This is a genomic window from Pseudomonas tensinigenes, assembly GCF_014268445.2.
Lineage (GTDB): Bacteria > Pseudomonadota > Gammaproteobacteria > Pseudomonadales > Pseudomonadaceae > Aquipseudomonas > Aquipseudomonas tensinigenes.
This window is the reverse complement of record NZ_CP077089.1, coordinates 856,259-874,636: the sequence shown is the minus strand read 5'-3', so window position 1 is coordinate 874,636 and position 18,378 is coordinate 856,259. Positions and strand designations below refer to the sequence as shown.

The following is an 18,378-nucleotide window of genomic DNA, read 5'->3' as shown; positions in this document are numbered from 1 at the left end:
CGTTAATCCAGAGGCATTACGGTGACGCGCACTTCCGGATCATGATTGCCGCCGCCCAGAATCACCCCGCGCAACGGCGACACATCAGAGAAATCCCGCCCCCACGCCAACGTGATGTGCTCGAGCGCTGGCTGCACATTATTGGTCGGATCAAAATCCACCCAGCCCAGTACCGGACAAAACACCGACACCCAGGCATGCGAAGCATCGGCGCCGATCAAGCGCGGCTGCCCCGGTGGTGGCTGCGTCAGCAAATAACCACTGATGTAGCGCGCTGCCAGCCCTCGCGAGCGCACGCACGCCAGCATCAAGTGCGCGAAGTCCTGACAGACCCCGCGCCGCCGCTCCAGCACTTCCACCAGCGGGGTCGCCACTTGGGTCGCCTCGGCATCAAAAGTGAATTCGCTGAAGATCTTCTGCATCAAGTCCCGCACGCCCAACAGCAACGGCCTGCCCGGCGCAAAACAACTCTGAGAGAACTCGACGAAGCGGCTTTTCAAATGCACGTACGGTGACTGGAACCGGTAGCGACAGGCTTCGAGCAACTCAGCGGACAACGGCTGGCTGCTGTAGGTGAGTGCATCGCGGGTCAATTCCCAGGCCGGCGACTGATTGAAATCCAGAGCCGGCCGCGCCAGCACCTCAACGGTGAGCCGGGCATTGACCTGCAATTCATCGTGAGGACGCTCGAAGGCCAGCCGGGTCAGCGGATTGCCAAACACGTCGAGCTCATCGCGGCGTGCTGTCGGGTCCGGGCTGATCAGCAGCTGCTGTTCAGTGCAGCGCTGCCAGGCGCATTCACGCGGCCACAAGTGCGCCAGTTGCTGCGCCAGCGACACCGGGCTGTCGTAGTGGTAACAGGTGTCGTGGAGGATCTGGTAGCGAGCATTCATCAGACGGACACCGTGCGCTGGCTGACATCATCGACATGGGCGAAATGGCGCAGGGCCAGACGACCCGACACCTGCCCGCTGGCCTCGGCAATCTCTTGCAGCAGATCCGCCAGACCATTCAGAGCGGCTCGTACACTGGACTCACCGAATAATGGATTCTCCAGACATCCCAGATCGAAGCGCGCCAGACGCTCGACCAATTGCGGCAGTCCGGCCTCCCTTGGCGCAGCGAAATCGTCGTTCAAACGTTTCAAGGTGCGGGTCACCAGTTTCAACTGGAACAACACCGCGTGCGGGTTCTGCTCATCGAGCAGCAACAGGTCGAGCACCGGAATCAATTGCGCCACCGCCAGATAACGTGAGCGATAGGTGATGCTGCTGTTGCCCAGTTCCAGCAACCACTCCAGGCCCGCCTGATCGAACGCCCCAGCGCCACGCAGAAACGCCGCCAGACTGCTGCTGAGAAATTGCAGACGCTCGATACGCCGGCCGATCATCAGAAAGCGCCAGCCTTCGTCGCGGGTCATGTCGTCCAGGGCAAACCCGGACAGCGCCGCCAGCGACATCACCAGCCGGTTGAGAAAATCCAGCAACTCGCCGAAATCCGGCTCATCGGTGTCCAGCTCCGTCGCTTCGCGTTGCAGCTCCACCAGCGCCTGCCAGTTTTCCCGAGAAAGTTTGCCACGCACTTGTGAGGCCGCCCACTGCAAACGCTGCAGGTTGGAACGCAGACTGAACGACCAATCCTCACCCAGCAGTGCCGCCAGCAGACGCTCCGGCAGTTCACCCTCGTCCGGCAGCAGCGTCAGTCGCTCGCCGAGATCGACAGCGGCCTGCAACGCTTGCGGGTCGTCGCCGTCGACATAACGCGCGAGCATGATGCGCAGCAACCGCGCACTGTCATCACAGCGCTCGCAGTAACGGCCGAACCAGAACAGGTTTTCCACCACCCGTGACGGCAGGTACGGATCGCGCCGCACCAGATCATGGACCCCAACGTTGCGCTGACTCTTCCATTGCTCACCGCTGGGAGGGCGATCACCCAGTACCCAAGTGTCTTTGCTCGCTCCACCACGCTGCATCGACACCACTTCGGCATCGGCCTCGGCCGCCACCCGGGTCAGACCACCCGGAAGCACGCGATAATCGTCAGCACCGGCCACGGCGTACATGCGCATACCGATCGCCCGTGGTTGCAGTTGAGCGTTTTCCGCCTGCCAGATCGGCGCCTGGGACAGCTGAGCCAATTCTTGCGCCACATAGGCATAAGGACGCGCCTGCATGCGTTCGGCAAGCGCCTGACGCTGTTTTTCACTCAGATCACGGCCAAATACCGGCGCGAAGCTCTGCGAAGGAAATGCCGGTTTGATCAGCAGTTCGGGCAGTTTTTCCAGGGCTTGAGCCAACACCGGCGCCTCACCGCACCACCACGTCGCGATCGACGGCAAAATCAGTTCTTCGCCAAACAGGTATTGGTTGATCTTCGGCAGAAAGCCCAGCAATCCCGGGGACTCCAGCACGCCGCTACCCAGCGCATTGGCGACCAGGACTCGCCCTTGGCGTACCGCCTCAAGCAACCCGGGAACGCCGAGTGCCGAGTCAGTACGCAGTTCCAGCGGGTCGCAAAAATCATCATCGAGCCTGCGCATGACCGCGTGCACCCGACGCAGACCACTGAGGGTTTTCAGGTAGACCGTGGCATCGCGCACCGTCAGATCACCGCCCTCGACCAGCGGATAACCGAGCTGGCGAGCCAGATACAGATGTTCAAAATAACTTTCATTGAAGCGCCCCGGTGTGAGCAGCACCACCAGCGGCGCGTCATCGTCACACGGCGCCTGTCGCGCGAGGGTCTCCTGCAACGTACGGAAGAAGCCGGCCAGATGCTGCACCTTCAGATCCCGGTACAACTCGGGAAACGCGCGCGACACGATTGTGCGGTTTTCCAAGGCATAACCGGCGCCCGACGGGGCTTGGGTGCGATCGGCAGTGACCCACCAGCGCCCGTCCGGTGTGCGCGCCAGATCGACGGCATACAGGTGCAGAAACGACGCTTCCGGCGGCGCGACATGCTGACACGGCCAGAGAAAATTGTTGTGACCGAAAACCAGCTCTGCCGGCAACAGGCCTTCGCTGATCAGCCGTTGCGGCCCATACAAATCAGCCAGCACAGCATTGAGCAGTCGCGCACGCTGGGCGATACCTGCCGACAGTTGCTGCCATTCATCCGCAGCAATCACATGCGGCAGCAGATCCAGCTCCCACGGCCGATCCGCGCCTTTGGGATCGGCATAGACGTTATACGTGACACCGTTTTCCTGAATCTGCCGCGCCAGCAATGCCTGCCGCTGCATCAGTTGCGCCGGGGTGCTGCGTTGCAACTGATCGAACAGCCGCCGCCAGTGCGGGCGCACCGCGCCACTGCCGTCGAGCAGTTCGTGATAAGTGCCCGCCGTAAGCGGGTAGCGGTCTAGCAGGTCAGGCATGGAAAGCTCGGCAGACAGCAAGGAACGGTCAGACTAACGCAGGCACATGACGCGCGGATATACGAAAAATCCGCGTGTCGCGTAGGCCTTAGAAACGTCGTAAATCGATTGTCATCGGTAGCTCGTCACTGATTTCTACATTCGGTATAGGAAGTTTCCCCGGCGTGTGTCCGATGCGGAAGAATCGCGCCATCCGCCGGCTCTCCGCTTCGTTGGCGTTGACCGGCAACGTCTCGTAATTGCGCCCGCCCGGATGGGCAACGTGGTACTGACAACCGCCCAGGGAACGCCCCATCCAGGTGTCGAGGAGGTCGAACACCAGCGGTGCGTGCACGGGTATTGTCGGTTGCAAACAGTTGGCCGGTTGCCACGCTCGGTAACGCACACCCGCGACGAACTCGCCCACGCGTCCGGTCGGGTGTAACGGCACCGCGATGCCGTTACACGTCAGCAGATAACGCTGCGGCGGCAAGCCTTTGAGCTTGACCTGCAGGCGCTCCAGCGATGAGTCGACGTAACGGACCGTGCCGCCCGCCGCGCCCTCCTCGCCCAACACGTGCCACGGCTCCAGCGCCTGCCGCAGTTCCAGTTCGATGCCGTTAACGGCGTAATCGCCGACCTTGGGAAAACGAAACTCCAGGTGCGCGGCAAACCATTCCGCGCGCAGCGGATAACCGGCGTTGTTCAGTTCGACAATGACGTCGGCAAAATCCTGCTCGATAAAGTGCGGCAGCAGGAAACGATCGTGCAGTTCGGTGCCCCAGCGCGCCAGTTTCGGCGGCGCATAAGGTTCGCGCCAGAACCGTGCGACCAGTGCCCGCAGCAACAACTGTTGCGCCAGACTCATGCGCGCGTGGGGCGGCATTTCAAAGGCGCGCAGTTCCAGCAAGCCAAGACGCCCGGTGGCGCCGTCCGGCGAATAGAGTTTGTCGATGCAGAACTCGGCACGGTGCGTGTTGCCGGTGACGTCGATCAGCAAATTGCGCAGCAGTCGATCGACCAGCCACGGGGCACATTCCTCGCCCGGTTCGGGCATCTGCGCGAAGGCAATTTCCAGTTCGTACAGCGCGTCATTGCGCGCCTCATCGACACGCGGCGCCTGAGACGTCGGGCCGATGAACAGTCCAGAGAACAGATACGACAATGACGGATGGTTATGCCAGTAACTGATCAGGCTGCGCAGCAGATCGGGGCGACGCAGGAACGGCGAATCCGCCGGCGCCCCCCCACCGAGAACGAAATGGTTGCCGCCGCCGGTGCCAGTGTGACGGCCGTCGATCATGAATTTTTCGGTGGTCAGGCGGGTCTGGCGCGCCTCTTCATACAGAAACTCGGTGCGCTCGACCAATTCGTCCCACGTGGCCGAGGGTTGCACGTTGACCTCGATCACGCCCGGATCCGGGGTAATGCGGAAATTGCTCAGACGCGGATCGCTCGGTGGCTCGTAGCCTTCCAGCAGCACCGGGCAATGCAATTCTTCGGCGGTCGCTTCGATGGCGGCCACCAATTCCAGATAATCCTCAACCCGCTCCAGCGGCGGCATGAACAGGTACAACCGCCCCTCCCGCGCCTCGGCGCAGAATGCGGTGCGGGTCAGCCAGTCGGCAGATTCGTCGATCTTCGGCGCGCGTTCGTCAGCCGCTGCCGGTTCGCCTGGACTATTGAGCAGCGCAGTTTGCGGCAACTCGGGGAAATCCTGATTCGGGTCCTGTGGATGAATAAACGGATACTCCGCGGCCTTCACCCACGGCTGCGACCCCAACGGCAGGCGATAGCCCAACGGCGAATCCCCCGGCACCAGTCGGCAATGCTCGTCACGCAGGTACCAGCGCCCGCTCTGCCATTGATCACCCTTGGCCGTGCGCGCCAGCGGCAACACCTGGCCGATTACCTTGTTCAGGCCCTGACTGAAGACCTTGCGCAGACGTGCACGCTCAAGAGGTTCCTCAAGACGTGAATCTTCGGCGCTGACATTGCTCGGCAACGTGCCCTCGCGCCAGAGGTAGTAGAAATTGTCTTCGTAGGCCGGGAACACAAAGCGCGTAGGCAATTTCAGGCGCTCGGCGACACTGGCCAGAAAGCGCCCGGCCAGTTCACCGTCGGCGCCGTAATCCTGTTGTTCGTCGGCAATCAGCGCGTCGTTGTGCCAGATCGGCACACCATCACGGCGCCAGTAGCAATTGAGCGACCAACGCGGCAGTTGCTCGCCGGGATACCACTTGCCCTGACCAAAATGCACCAGGCCTTTCGGCGCGTAATGCTTGCGCATGCGCTGGAACAGTTCGGCGGAGAGCCGGCGCTTGTCCGCGCCCAATGCGGCGGTGTTCCACTCGGCGCCATCCGGGTCATCGATGGACACGAAGGTCGGCTCGCCGCCCATGGTCAGGCGCACGTCATCCGCCAGCAGGTCGGCATCGATCTGCCGCCCCAGCGCCTGAATCGCCAGCCACTGTTCATCGGTGTAGGGCTTGGTGACGCGCGGCGCCTCCCAGATCCGCTCCACCGACATCTCATGGCTGAACACACATTCGCACGGCTCGACCAGGCCACTGATCGGTGCCGCCGAGGACGGATCGGGACTGCAGGCCAACGGGATATGCCCTTCGCCGGCGAACAGCCCGGAAGTCGCATCGAGGCCGATCCAGCCCGCGCCCGGCAAATACACCTCGCACCAGGCGTGCAGGTCGGTGAAATCCACTTCAGTGCCGGATGGGCCGTCGAGACTTTTCACGTCGGCCGTCAGTTGAATCAGATAACCGGAGACAAATCGCGCCGCCAACCCGAGGTTACGCAGCAACTGCACCAGTAGCCACGCCGAGTCGCGGCAGGAACCGGAGGCATGCTCAAGGGTGTGCTCCGGGGTTTGCACGCCCGGTTCCATGCGAATCAGATAGCCGATGTCTTCGCTCAAGCGCTGGTTGAGCGCCACGAGGAAGTCCACCGCCGGCAGCGGTGTGCGGTCGATGGCGTCCAGATAGGCTTTGAATTTCGGCGTCAGCGGCAGGGTTTCGAGGTACGGCGCCAGCTCCTTGCGCTCATCGGCGGCGTAGGCGAAGGGGATTTTCTCGGCGTAGGGTTCGAGGAAGAAGTCGAACGGATTGAACACGGCCATTTCGGCGAGCAGATCGACTTCGATGCGCAGTTCATTGGTTTTCTCGGGGAACACCAGGCGCGCGAGGTAGTTGCCCTGCGGGTCTTGCTGCCAATTGATGAAATGCTGCTCGGGCGAGATTTTCAGTGCATACGACAAAATCCGCGTGCGGCTGTGGGCAGCCGGGCGCAGGCGCACGATCTGCGGGCCGAGTTCGACAGCGCGGTCGTAGCGGTAATGCGTGACGTGATGCAATGCGACATGAATCGACACGGCGTGCCTCCTGCGAGCCTAAGCGTATTCGAAAGCGCGCAAGACTTATGCCATGCAGAGGGCTTGGGCGCTTTCCCGGAATGCTTAGGGCAGTACAGCACCAAAATCGGGCGATGCGGGGAAATGGTTTGGGCTCATTGCACGTAAATGTTGCGAAGAGCCCCTCACCCTAGCCCTCTCCCAGAGGGAGAGGGGACTGATCGGGGTGGCCGTTGGAGATACGCCGACTTGAAAGTCTTGAGTCGAACCCGGATTTTGAAAAGCAAGGAAATCTGTTGCGAAGAGCCCCTCACCCTAACCCTCTCCCAGAGGGAGAGGGGACTGACCGCGTTGGATGTTCGAGATACGCCGACTTGAAAGACTTGAGTCGAACTCAGGTTTGAAAGGCACAGAGATCTGCTCCCTTCCCCCTCGCCCCCCATGGGGGAGAGGGCTGGGGTGAGGGGGATGGATCTTGCGGCCTGCATAAATCCAACGGCAGAAACGCAAAACGCCAACCCGAAGGTTGGCGCTCTGTTCAGCTCAAGCGATGTTTAGCGCGGTACGACCGGCTTGCGCGTCGGCTTCGGCCCTTTGCCTTTCGCGGCGTCCTTGCGCTCCTTGGCCGCCTGCTGGTTGCGGGCAAACGCCGCCGCCTTGGCCTGTTCACGCTTGTCCCAAGGATTACCACCATCACTGGCACGCGGCGGCAAACCAGTGTGCTGGGTGAGGATCTTGGTGGTCTTCTCTTTGCCTTCCTTCGCCACTTTATGGCTACCGGCCGGCGTCGAGTTCTTGCGACGGGCGCTCTGGTAGCTGTCAGTCGCCGGCTGATGAGTCGGGATCAACTGATCCTTGCCCGAACCGATCAGGTCGCCACGGCCCATGCGGATCAACGCTTCACGCAGCATCGGCCAGCCTTTCGGGTCGTGATAACGCAAGAACGCCTTGTGCAGACGACGCTGCTCTTCGCTCTTGACGATAGTCACGCCATCACTCTTGTAGGTGACCTTGCGCAGCGGGTTCTTGCCCGAGTGGTACATCGCCGTGGCGGTGGCCATCGGCGACGGGTAGAACGCCTGCACCTGGTCAGCGCGGAAGCCGTTGCCCTTGAGCCACAGCGCGAGGTTCATCATGTCTTCGTCGGTGGTGCCCGGGTGGGCGGCGATGAAGTACGGAATCAGGTACTGCTCCTTGCCCGCTTCCTTGGTGTACTTCTCGAACATGCGCTTGAACTTGTCATAGCTGCCGATGCCCGGTTTCATCATCTGGTTGAGCGGACCTTCCTCGGTGTGTTCCGGGGCGATCTTCAGGTAACCACCAACGTGGTGGGTCACCAGCTCTTTGACGTACTCCGGCGACTCGACCGCGAGGTCGTAGCGCAGGCCGGAGGCAATCAGGATTTTCTTCACACCCGGCAACGCACGGGCGCTACGGTATAGCTGAATCAGCGACGAGTGGTCGGTGTTGAGGTTCGGGCAGATGCCCGGGAACACGCAGGACGGCTTGCGGCACGCGGATTCGATTTCCGGTGTTTTGCAGGCGATGCGGTACATGTTCGCGGTCGGGCCGCCGAGGTCGGAAATGACGCCGGTGAAGCCCGGCACCTTGTCGCGGATCTCTTCGATTTCGCGAATGATCGACTCTTCGGAACGGTTCTGGATGATCCGGCCTTCGTGCTCGGTGATCGAGCAGAAGGTGCAGCCACCAAAGCAGCCACGCATGATGTTCACCGAGAAACGGATCATGTCGTAGGCCGGGATCTTCTCTTTGCCGTACGCCGGGTGCGGAACACGGGCGTAAGGCATGCCGAACACGTAGTCCATTTCTTCAGTGGTCATCGGAATCGGCGGCGGGTTGAACCAGACGTCGACTTCGCCATGCTTCTGCACCAGCGCACGGGCGTTGCCCGGGTTGGTCTCGAGGTGCAGCACGCGGTTGGCGTGGGCATACAGAACGGCGTCGCCACGGACCTTTTCAACCGATGGCAGACGAATCACGGTCTTGTCGCGGGTCATGCGCGGGCTGGCCAGGATCTGTACGACCTTGGCTTCCTGCGGATCTTCAACCGGACCCTTTTCCTGCTCGATGGCGCAGGCCTGGGTGTCCTGGGTATTCACGTACGGGTTGATGATCTTGTCGACCTTGCCCGGACGGTCGATACGCGTCGAGTCGACTTCGTACCAGTCTTTCGGCGTATCGCGACGAATGAACGCGGTGCCTCGCACGTCGGTGATGTCTTCGATCTTGTGGCCGTAGGACAGACGCTGAGCGACTTCGACAATTGCGCGTTCGGCGTTGCCGTACAGCAGAATGTCGGCGCTGGCGTCGATCAGGATCGAGTTACGCACGCGATCCTGCCAGTAGTCGTAGTGGGCGATGCGGCGCAGCGAGGCTTCGATGCCGCCAAGGACGATCGGCACGTGCTTGTAGGCTTCTTTACAGCGCTGACTGTAAACCAGGCTCGCGCGGTCCGGACGCTTGCCGGCCATGCCGCCAGGCGTGTAGGCGTCGTCGGAACGGATTTTCTTGTCCGCTGTGTAGCGGTTGATCATCGAGTCCATGTTGCCCGCCGCAACCCCGAAGAACAGGTTCGGCTCGCCGAGCTTCATGAAGTCGTCTTTGGACTGCCAGTTCGGCTGGGCAATGATCCCGACGCGGAAGCCCTGGGACTCCAGCAGCCGGCCAATGATCGCCATGCCGAACGAAGGGTGATCGACGTAGGCATCACCGGTAACAATGATGATGTCGCACGAATCCCAGCCAAGCTGATCCATCTCCTCCCTGCTCATCGGCAGGAATGGCGCTGGCCCGAAACATTCGGCCCAATATTTTGGATAGTCAAATAACGGCTTGGCTGCTTGCATGTCGACGACCGGTGTTGAAGTGAAAAATCGCGGGCGCGGAATATAGCACAAATTTTGACCAATTCCGACGGCAATGGTCGGTTTCTAACGACAACCCGCTCTGCGCACTTCGAGCAGAAAATCTCCGGTGACTTTCAACCCGCCAGACAGCGGCAATGACGCTGAATGCCTTGCAATACTCGATGAACGGGTGCTGCAGCCGCCACTTTTTCAAGGATGAAGAAACATGGCAGTAAAACCGCCTCGCAATGGCACCGCCTACGTGGACGTGGACGTCCATATCCGCTCGAATCGACCGGTGGACGGCGACACAAGGACGCCAGATACGCCGACCCGCAAAGGCCGCGATCCGTGGCTTCATGGCGAAACCCCGAAACCGCGGACCCCGCCACCCGGTGTCGAAGATCCCGATGCGATCCTGCCAGCAGCGACTGTCATGATTCGCCCGACCCCAGCCCCCGCTGAAGTCCGTCTCGTCACCGATCAGCCGCTAAAGCATTACTGGGTCAGTACCACGGCAAAACTGCCGCCTGCCGACAGCGAAGGATTCAGGGTGTACAACAAACGGCTGTACGTCGACGTCCCCGATGGCGGCATCGTTCTGGTCGCAGTGCAGCCGGACACGGGACTGTACCGGGCCCGGCTATCGAGCGAACTGCACCCCTCTGGGCCGCTGCTGTTACGCGACGTCGACAGTGGCGTCTGGCACCCACTCAATGATGTTGACGCCGGCAACGTCCCGCCCACCGACGCAAGCCTTCAGCCGTTTCGCACTGATCTGGATTTGCGCACAGCCGAGCCCGGCAGCGACGGTTTGTTTCGCCACGACGGCAAGCTCTACGTGATCATCCACAACCACGCGTATCAGGCGATGCAAGATCTCGACGCGTCGAGCCCGGCGCACAAGGTGTGGCGTATTGTTAACCCAAAGGATCCGGTGGCCAACGACAGCGCGAACATCTACCGCGCCAGTCGCAGCGGTGAAACCCGGGCGATCACTCGCAACGAGGCAAATGTCTGGGTTTCTGTGCTTACGGGGCTGAGGGGTGGCATGCCCCGCAATGACTCGACGCAGGCCAAAATGGCCCTCCTGATGCAACGCTATGAACCCTTCCAGAATGCCCACACCGCCCTGATCGAATCATCCACGCAGTACGACGCCCTCTGGAATCGGGCCCGACAACAGGCGGATGGCCCCGCCAGGACCTCGGCCCTGGTCGCCGTTGAGGTGCATTTGCTCAAGCACATCAGAAAACAAACGGCCTTTGTTCAGTCGCTCGTCGACAACAAGGACTGGATGACCATCCTCAAGGCAGGCGGGCTATTCAAGGAAGAACTGCACACTTTCCGGATAGAACGCGTCGAATACCTCAACAGGCTCATGGCCGTCATGGACCTCAGAACCAGGCCTGAGGTGACAGACATGAGTGCCGACAATTGCAGGAAAATCATCACTCACCTGAACAAGAAACTGAAGATTCTCGACGAGCGCCAGGTGGTGATGGAACAGATCAGAAAAGCGTCTCCCGGAGCGGCCGCGCAACTGACTGAACTCGGCCGGCAGGTACCCGCAACGGATCGCATCAACTTCAACAAACTGGCTCTTTATGTGCACCTGTTTGCCGGCACTCCCGACCAGCCGCCAGACACGACCATGCCCTCGCTATCAGCCCTCGACCTGATTACCGGGGATCTGGGCAATCTTCCAGAGCGCGAGCATCCCATGGCGCTGCTGCTGGCTATTGACCAGTTGAAAGGAGACCGGAGCCGCTTTGAGATGCTGCTGAGCTCGCAAAGCCCGAGGAGCCAATACCTTGAGGAGATCATTGCCCTGATCGATCCGATCGAGAAGAAAATCGAAGGCAAACTGACTGAAATTCTTGACGTTTCGATGCGCCGAGCCGATCTGCCGAGCCTCGACCAGGACATTGATTTCGACTTCATTCCGACGCAACCGGTCTACGCCGATACAAGCCGTCCCGCCCCCGCCAAGAAGATGTTCCGAACCCGTCAGCACGGCACTTACAGGGTACTGGTCGGGGAGACTGAAACCGCCCCGGACGGGAGCATCATCATCAAGGTTCCCGACCCGTTGCGGCCAGATTCACCGCCCAGGCGCTACGAAAAAAGACAAGACGAATGGCTGCCGGTGCTCCCGCCGATTGTCCGCGTACCACGCTCGCAACTGGTCGCAGAGGCAATCCGCTTACTGGCCAGCCATGAGAATCACATGCTCGATGCGAGCGCCCAAGAAGCCAGAAAAACCAACCCGACAGAGATCATCGAAAGTCTGGGCAAGGAAAGCGATCTGCTCAACGAGCAGGCCAGACGGCTGGAGAACCACGCAAGCGAGGGCGAAGATAGAGGGATCATCGATTTGGCCGCACGCCTGCGAACCGCAGCCGACTCATTGACCAGCCAAGGGCAAGAGATTCTGGTGCGGATGTACAAGAACAAAGACGTGCTGGACATCATGCGCCTGAATTATCTGCTGGATCGCGCCGAGCTCAATGTGAGCAAGACCGTTGATCGCAAGGCGTTGGGCAAAGGCAAGGACAAGTCATTCCTCGACGTTTACGCCATCTCTGATCGCGCTGACGGCGGACCGTTGTGGCAAGCCCACTTCCACTATGACAAGCAGGACAGCCACCCGCTGAACTTCACTATCAAGGGCAGCCACCTGAAAACCCTGGAACAGAGCAAACGCGGGATCGAGTCGCAGCGCCGCGATGAACTGGCCGGTCTGGTGCATGTGCCGATCTGGCGAGAGAGGTTCGATGGCAAAACAGCGCACAAAATATTCACATTGGCAGACAACGCCGCAGCGCTTGCCGAGTAAAGGACCACGCCCGAGCGCCGCGCTTGCGACCCTGTGACAACCACCAGGCAATGACGCCGAACGCTGTCGGCGCCCGTTCGCGGGCCCTGATAGCAAACCTGCAAGGAAGAAAAAATGTCACCACGACTGCCTCTCAAAGGCACCGTTGAAAGCCCCGTACGACCGACCCGGCAAGGATCGGAGACAGCAAGGCCCGAGACACCACCGCATGTCGATTTCGGCCCATCGAGCTCACGAGGAACGCTGAACCGTGAAGGTCTCGGCAGACCCGCGAGCGACGCCAGCCTCGATAGCATCGCGCCAATACCGGCGGTAACGATCAGTGAGTCAGCGCCACCAATAGCCGCGATCACGCGTGAGCAATGGCCACTGGAACATTACTGGATTGCCACCCCCGCTGACCTGCAAGGTCCAAACGCTGAGGGTTTCCGGGTGCACAGGGGGCGACGTTACGTCGATGTCCCCAACGGCGGCACGGTGCTTGTCGGAGTCGACACGCAGACCCGACAGTATCGAGCCCGCTTATCAACCGATCTGGAAGCGCTCGGCCCGGTGCTGCTGCGTGACACCGAAAGCGGGCTCTGGCACCCACAGGAACGCCCCCAACCAGCCCCGTCTACGTCGGCCACGCCAAGCAATCGTGGATTGCCCCGGCCCGGTGGCGGGCACGTACGCCCTGCTCATCGACAATTGGCAGACCGGGTTGCCGCCATCATCAATCGGCTGCGCAGTCCACACGCTCGCGCAAAGAGGCTGTTCCGCGCCATGAGTGAGGAACAGATTGGCGCTTACATCCGCTCGCTGGGCAGCGACATCGAAGGCGCGTTGAGTCGACGCGAAACCGAATACAAAACGCTCAAGCATCAACTGACGGTCTGGAGCAAAGAATCATCTTCGACGCCAGCAATAGCAAAAAACTGGGCAGAACACGTCACCCACGAAATAAAACGCTGCTTTCGCCGAGAGACCGGGACGTCATTGAAGCTTGAGCCTGGCAGCGGCCCCCTGCCGGCATTGCAGGCTGATTTCAGTCATGTCCGGGAACTGTCTCTGGACTCCATCACCTGGACGCCCGCAGCCGACACTTTTCTCGGCGGATTCTCGCGCCTGGAGCAATTGACGGTCACCGGCGCCACGCTGGATAAACTGCCGGCAGCGGTCGCGCAGATGGGCAACTTGAGAACGTTGGATTTGAGCGCCAACCGGATCCGGCTGGACACACCAACCGCAGTTGCATTCACGTCCCTCAGCAATCTTGAAACCATCAACCTGTCGAACAATCCGCTGAGCATGACGCCCGACTTCAGCGCGCTGACCGGGTTGAAAGTGTTAAACCTGAGCAATTCGCAACTGGATCAGTGGCCAACAGGTTTGCGCCACCAGACCGGTCTGCAAATCGTCGACTTGCGCAATAACCAACTGCAGGAAGTACCCCAGACGCTGCTCAATCCCCCCGCCGCGCAGCTCGAGGCCACCGTCAGACTTAACGGCGTCACCCTTATTGAGGGCAACGCCTTTGCTCCCGGCTATTGGAAAACCCTGGAACTGTATTGGCGCCGCCTCGCTGCGGATCATCCTGCATTGTCTGGCTCTGCTCATCCACAGGGTCTCAGGCTGGTCGAAAATATTCCCCAGCTGACCGCGGTGCAGCGGATGTACCCGGGTAAGGATGCGCAAGCGGCGAAGGATTACGTTCTGCAATTGGGAGATCAGGAACTGACTCGCCGCCTGCAGGATTTCGAGCTGCTTGAAACGCAGCTGGAAGATTATGTCGCCGGCCATCAATACCAGGGCTCCATCGACGCGGCCACAGCAAGACGATGGGCACCGCAACGTGTCGCCAGAATCATCAAGGCCTGCTGGCTACGGGAGTCGGGGGAAATGCTCAGACTTCCGCCCGGCAGTGGACCACTGCCCGCCCTGACGGCGGATTTCAGTCATGTCCGGATGCTCGATCTGCAAGAAATGAACTGGTCGGATAGCGGCGACACCTTCCTGGCCAACTTTACCAACCTGGAAAGCCTGTCCATCAACCGTTCCAATCTTCAACAGCTGCCAGCCAGCGTGAACGATATGAACAAGCTGACCCGACTGGATCTGAGCGCCAACAGTCTCGAGCTGGATGCGCAAAGTGCTGCAGCACTGAGCACCCTGAGCCGGCTGAAGATCGTCAATCTTTCGCAGAACCCGCTGAAAACGTCCCCGGACTTCAGCGCCATGTCCGAGCTGACAAGCCTTGACTTGAACAGTACGGGAATCGATCAGTGGCCGACTGGCCTGCTGGGCAAAACTGCTTTGGCGGGCCTTGATTTGCGCAATAACCACTTGACGCAAGTACCGCAGGCAAACATCAACCCCGCTCCCGAGCAGTTGGCCTCGATCGCTCGAATCAACGGCGCGACGTTACTGGAGGGCAATGATTTTCCATCGGGTTACTGGAGAAAGTTCGACGGCTACTGGCGACGTGTGCACGTTGCGCACCCGCAACTGTTGGACGCTGCGCATCCCGCTGCTTTCGATAGCGACAACTCTCGAGCGCAGCGATATCGCCGTCTCTATCCGAACAAAAGCATCAAGGTGTGCAGAGAGTATTTGTGGAACCTTGACCAAGGCACTGCCGGTACAAGGCTGGCCAGCCTCGAACGAGAATTCACCACACTGAAAACCCATCTGGACGCGTGGGTTTTTTCGGGAGGTGGCAACCGTCAGGGTTATCTTCGCGCGAATCAGGTGTTGATCAACGCCGAGACTCGCAACGATCGCACCACGGCAAGCCAGCGGATCATCAGTTGCTGGCGACGTGAAACTCCGCAAAAACTGGCCAATGACAGGACCCCCATCGGACTTGAGCTGGACCTGCGCGGTCTGAGGCTGCAAAGCCTGCCGGATATCGACGCAGACTTCAGTCACGTCGGCTCGCTCAACCTGAGCAATATGGGCCTGAGCACATCGCCGGAAGGCTTTCTGACCCGTTTTCGCCACGTACGCTGGCTGGATCTTTCACGCAATCAACTGCGCGAATTGCCGCCCGCCACTGGAGAAATGAACGGTCTGACCCGACTGTTTCTGCAGAACAACCAGATCGTCCTGACGGACGACACCGCCCGCGCTTTGTCAGAACGCACAACACTGCGAGCATTGTGGCTGCATGACAATCCACAATTGGCCATCGCCCCGGATTTCAGCCGGATAATCGACATGCGCTCAATCAATCTGGCCAACACAGGCATCGACACCTTTCCTGCCGGCATTGCCGATCAACCCCTATTGGATACCGTTGACCTGAGCAACAACCGGATCGAGGAAATCCCCGATTCCGTCATTGCCCCGCCGGACGAGCGACTTGCACACACGGCTCGCGTCAACAACGTGACCAACATCACCGACAATCCACTGTCGGCAGAGACACGTACCCGGCTGAACCATTACAACGACCGACTGATTGAGGCAGAGATGCCGCTGACCGGCCGGAACAACCTGCTCGACACGGCGGACGGCCACGCGCCTGTTGTGCGCCGAGTCACCACCGACAACCCAATGGCTCGCTGGACAGTCGGGATGCCAACCGATCTGCTGTCAACCCGAAGAGCCCAATGGCGAACACTGCGTAACCAGCAAGGCTCCGACGGGCTGTTCAATACCCTTGCCCGTCTGCTGCATGTTCCCGCCGGCCATAACGACCTTCAGCAACGGGTCTGGAAACTGATCGACAGCATTACCGAAAACAACCCGCAATCCGAACGCCTGCGCAGCGAGCTGTTCGAACGGTCAGGCGAGGCAGCCTGCTGCGATCGGGCAGCCTTCACGTTCGCCAATCTGGAAACCCGGGTGATGATGCATAACGCTCGCAGCCTGGCTCGGGATCAAGCACAAGGCCCGCAACTTGCCGCACTGTCCAAGGCCTTGTTTCGCTTGCATGAGGTCGACAAAATCGCATCGGCGGACATTGCGCAACGAGAGGCGATCATCCTCGAATCCAGGCAGGGCCAGGAGGCTCAGGCGCTTCCAGCCCCGCATGTCTCAGAAGAAGTCGAAATCAGGCTTTTTTATCGCCACGGTCTGAAAGACCGTTTGCAACTGCCGGGGCAGCCCGAGCGAATGGGTTTCGGGCATCTGGTCAATGTGTCAAAAGCACAGATGGATGCCGCATACGAAAAAATCATCGCACTGGATAACTCGCCCGAAGAATTTCAGGCTCTGTTATCGAGAGAGTTCTGGCAGGAGTTTGTCATCCACAAATACCAATCGCAGTTCGAAGCTCAGCGTCAGCCGTTTCAGGACCGCCAGGCGACACTCGATGAGTCTTACGCTGCCAACGAACTATCGTTTGCCGAATACGACGCGCAATCCAGAGCGCTGCAAGCGCCGCTTGCGATCGAGGAAGCCGCCTTGATCGAAACGCTGACCCGGCTGGAACTGGCCGGGCATGCGACCCGCGACAACGTCGAAGAACCCGCGGGCGAAAGCACGTAACACAGCGCAAGAGCGGGTGTTGGCCGAATGACTTCGGCCAACACTCATTCGTCGTCGTCGAAGTTGTAGCTGCCGGGCGCAAGGTTTTCGAAACGGGTGTATTTGCCGATGAACGCCAGGCGGATAAAACCGATCGGGCCGTTACGCTGCTTGCCGATGATGATTTCGGCGATGCCCTTGTGTTCGGTTTCCGGGTGATACACCTCGTCGCGGTACACGAACATGATCACGTCGGCGTCCTGCTCGATCGCTCCGGATTCCCGCAAGTCGGAGTTCACCGGGCGCTTGTTCGGGCGCTGTTCGAGGGAACGGTTGAGCTGCGACAGCGCCACCACCGGGCAGTTGAATTCCTTGGCCAGCGCTTTCAGGGATCGCGAGATCTCGGAAATCTCGTTGGTCCGGTTATCGCCGCTGGAACCGGGGATCTGCATCAGTTGCAGGTAGTCGATCATGATCAGGCCGACGTCGCCGTGTTCACGCACCAGACGCCGGGTCCGCGCACGCATTTCCGATGGGCTGATACCGGCAGTGTCATCGATGAACAGCTTGCGGTCGTTGAGCAGGTTGACCGCAGAAGTCAGGCGCGGCCAGTCATCGTCTTCCAGTTGACCGGAACGCACCTTGGTCTGGTCGATACGCCCCAGCGAGGAAAGCATACGCATGATCAGCGATTCGCCTGGCATCTCGAGGGAGTACACCAGGACCGCCTTCTCGCTGCGCAACACGGCGTTTTCCACCAGGTTCATCGCGAAGGTGGTTTTACCCATCGACGGACGGCCGGCGACGATGATCAAGTCGGACGGCTGCAGGCCGCTGGTCTTCTCGTCGAGGTCGGTGTAGCCGGTGGACAGGCCGGTGATGGCATTGTCGGTGTTGAACAAGGTGTCGATGCGGTCGATGGCCTTGGTCAGCAAATCGTTCACACCCACCGGGCCACCGGTTTTTGGCCTGGCCTCGGCAATCTGGAAGATCTGCCGTTCGGCTTCGTCGAGAATCTCGGCGGCGGTGCGGCCTTCCGGATTGAAGGCGCTGTCGGCGATTTCGGTGCTGATGCCGATCAACTGACGCAAGGTCGCTCGTTCGCGAACGATCTGCGCATACGCCTTGATGTTGGCGACGGACGGCGTGTTTTTCGCCAGTTCGCCAAGGTAACCGAGACCGCCGACTTGCGAGGTCTGACCTTCCTTGTCCAGTTGTTCGGACAGGGTCACGACGTCGATCGGCATGTTCTGATCGGCCAGTTTGGCGATCGCCCGGAAAATCAGACGGTGGTCATGTCGATAGAAATCGCCGTCGGAGACTTGATCGAGCACGCGTTCCCAGGCGTTGTTGTCCAGCATCAGACCACCGAGTACAGCCTGTTCGGCTTCGATGGAATGCGGCGGCACCTTCAGGGCAGCGGTTTGCAGATCGTATTGCTCGGGAGCGGAGATATCGTTCATGGCCACTTGTGTTGTTTGGAAAAACAGGGAATTCA

7 protein-coding genes are annotated in these 18,378 nt (G+C 60.2%); 2 read left to right on the top strand and 5 right to left on the bottom strand.

What is annotated here, in order from left to right:
* Nucleotides 1-2 precede the first annotated feature (2 nt).
* The 4 genes from HU718_RS03765 to HU718_RS03750 form a co-directional block, all read right to left on the bottom strand.
* The gene (locus tag HU718_RS03765; protein WP_095121837.1) at nucleotides 3-893 is read right to left on the bottom strand and encodes a transglutaminase family protein; all 891 of its coding nucleotides are present in this window, start codon (nucleotides 891-893) and stop codon (nucleotides 3-5) included.
* Nucleotides 893-3,379, bottom strand: a complete 2,487-nt coding sequence (locus tag HU718_RS03760) for a circularly permuted type 2 ATP-grasp protein (RefSeq protein ID WP_186612899.1) — start codon at nucleotides 3,377-3,379, stop codon at nucleotides 893-895. Before HU718_RS03760 ends, HU718_RS03765 begins: the two co-directional genes overlap by 1 nt.
* 88 nt (nucleotides 3,380-3,467) lie before the next feature.
* Nucleotides 3,468-6,743, bottom strand: a complete 3,276-nt coding sequence (locus HU718_RS03755; protein ID WP_186612901.1) for a transglutaminase family protein — start codon at nucleotides 6,741-6,743, stop codon at nucleotides 3,468-3,470.
* 533 nt (nucleotides 6,744-7,276) lie between these two features.
* Nucleotides 7,277-9,589, bottom strand: coding sequence for a YgiQ family radical SAM protein (locus tag HU718_RS03750; protein WP_007915855.1), 2,313 nt, complete (start codon nucleotides 9,587-9,589; stop codon nucleotides 7,277-7,279).
* A gap of 226 nt (nucleotides 9,590-9,815) precedes the next feature.
* On the opposite strand from HU718_RS03750, the gene HU718_RS03745 reads away from it, so the two are divergent.
* Together HU718_RS03745 and HU718_RS03740 are read left to right on the top strand one after the other, a co-directional pair.
* A complete protein-coding gene (locus HU718_RS03745) occupies nucleotides 9,816-12,428 on the top strand; it encodes a hypothetical protein (protein WP_186612903.1) in 2,613 nt (870 codons plus the stop codon).
* A 114-nt stretch (nucleotides 12,429-12,542) separates the two neighbouring features.
* Nucleotides 12,543-16,901: an NEL-type E3 ubiquitin ligase domain-containing protein gene (locus HU718_RS03740; protein ID WP_225936840.1), complete on the top strand. Its 4,359-nt coding sequence runs from the start codon at nucleotides 12,543-12,545 to the stop codon at nucleotides 16,899-16,901.
* 44 nt (nucleotides 16,902-16,945) lie between these two features.
* Here HU718_RS03740 and dnaB read toward each other — a convergent pair whose 3' ends face one another.
* Entirely contained in the window at nucleotides 16,946-18,343 is a 1,398-nt protein-coding gene (gene dnaB / locus HU718_RS03735) for a replicative DNA helicase (protein ID WP_007915846.1), read from the bottom strand.
* Nucleotides 18,344-18,378: the final 35 nt, after the last annotated feature.

Excerpts from the sequence above, each read along its gene's own strand:
- HU718_RS03745 (WP_186612903.1), top strand. The coding sequence starts at position 9,816 with ATGGCAGTAAAACCGCCTCGCAATGGCACCGCCTACGTGGACGTGGAC.
- HU718_RS03750 (WP_007915855.1), bottom strand. The coding sequence starts at position 9,589 with ATGCAAGCAGCCAAGCCGTTATTTGACTATCCAAAATATTGGGCCGAA.
- HU718_RS03765 (WP_095121837.1), bottom strand. The coding sequence starts at position 893 with ATGAATGCTCGCTACCAGATCCTCCACGACACCTGTTACCACTACGAC.
- HU718_RS03760 (WP_186612899.1), bottom strand. The coding sequence starts at position 3,379 with ATGCCTGACCTGCTAGACCGCTACCCGCTTACGGCGGGCACTTATCAC.
- HU718_RS03740 (WP_225936840.1), top strand. The coding sequence starts at position 12,543 with ATGTCACCACGACTGCCTCTCAAAGGCACCGTTGAAAGCCCCGTACGA.
- dnaB (WP_007915846.1), bottom strand. The coding sequence starts at position 18,343 with ATGAACGATATCTCCGCTCCCGAGCAATACGATCTGCAAACCGCTGCC.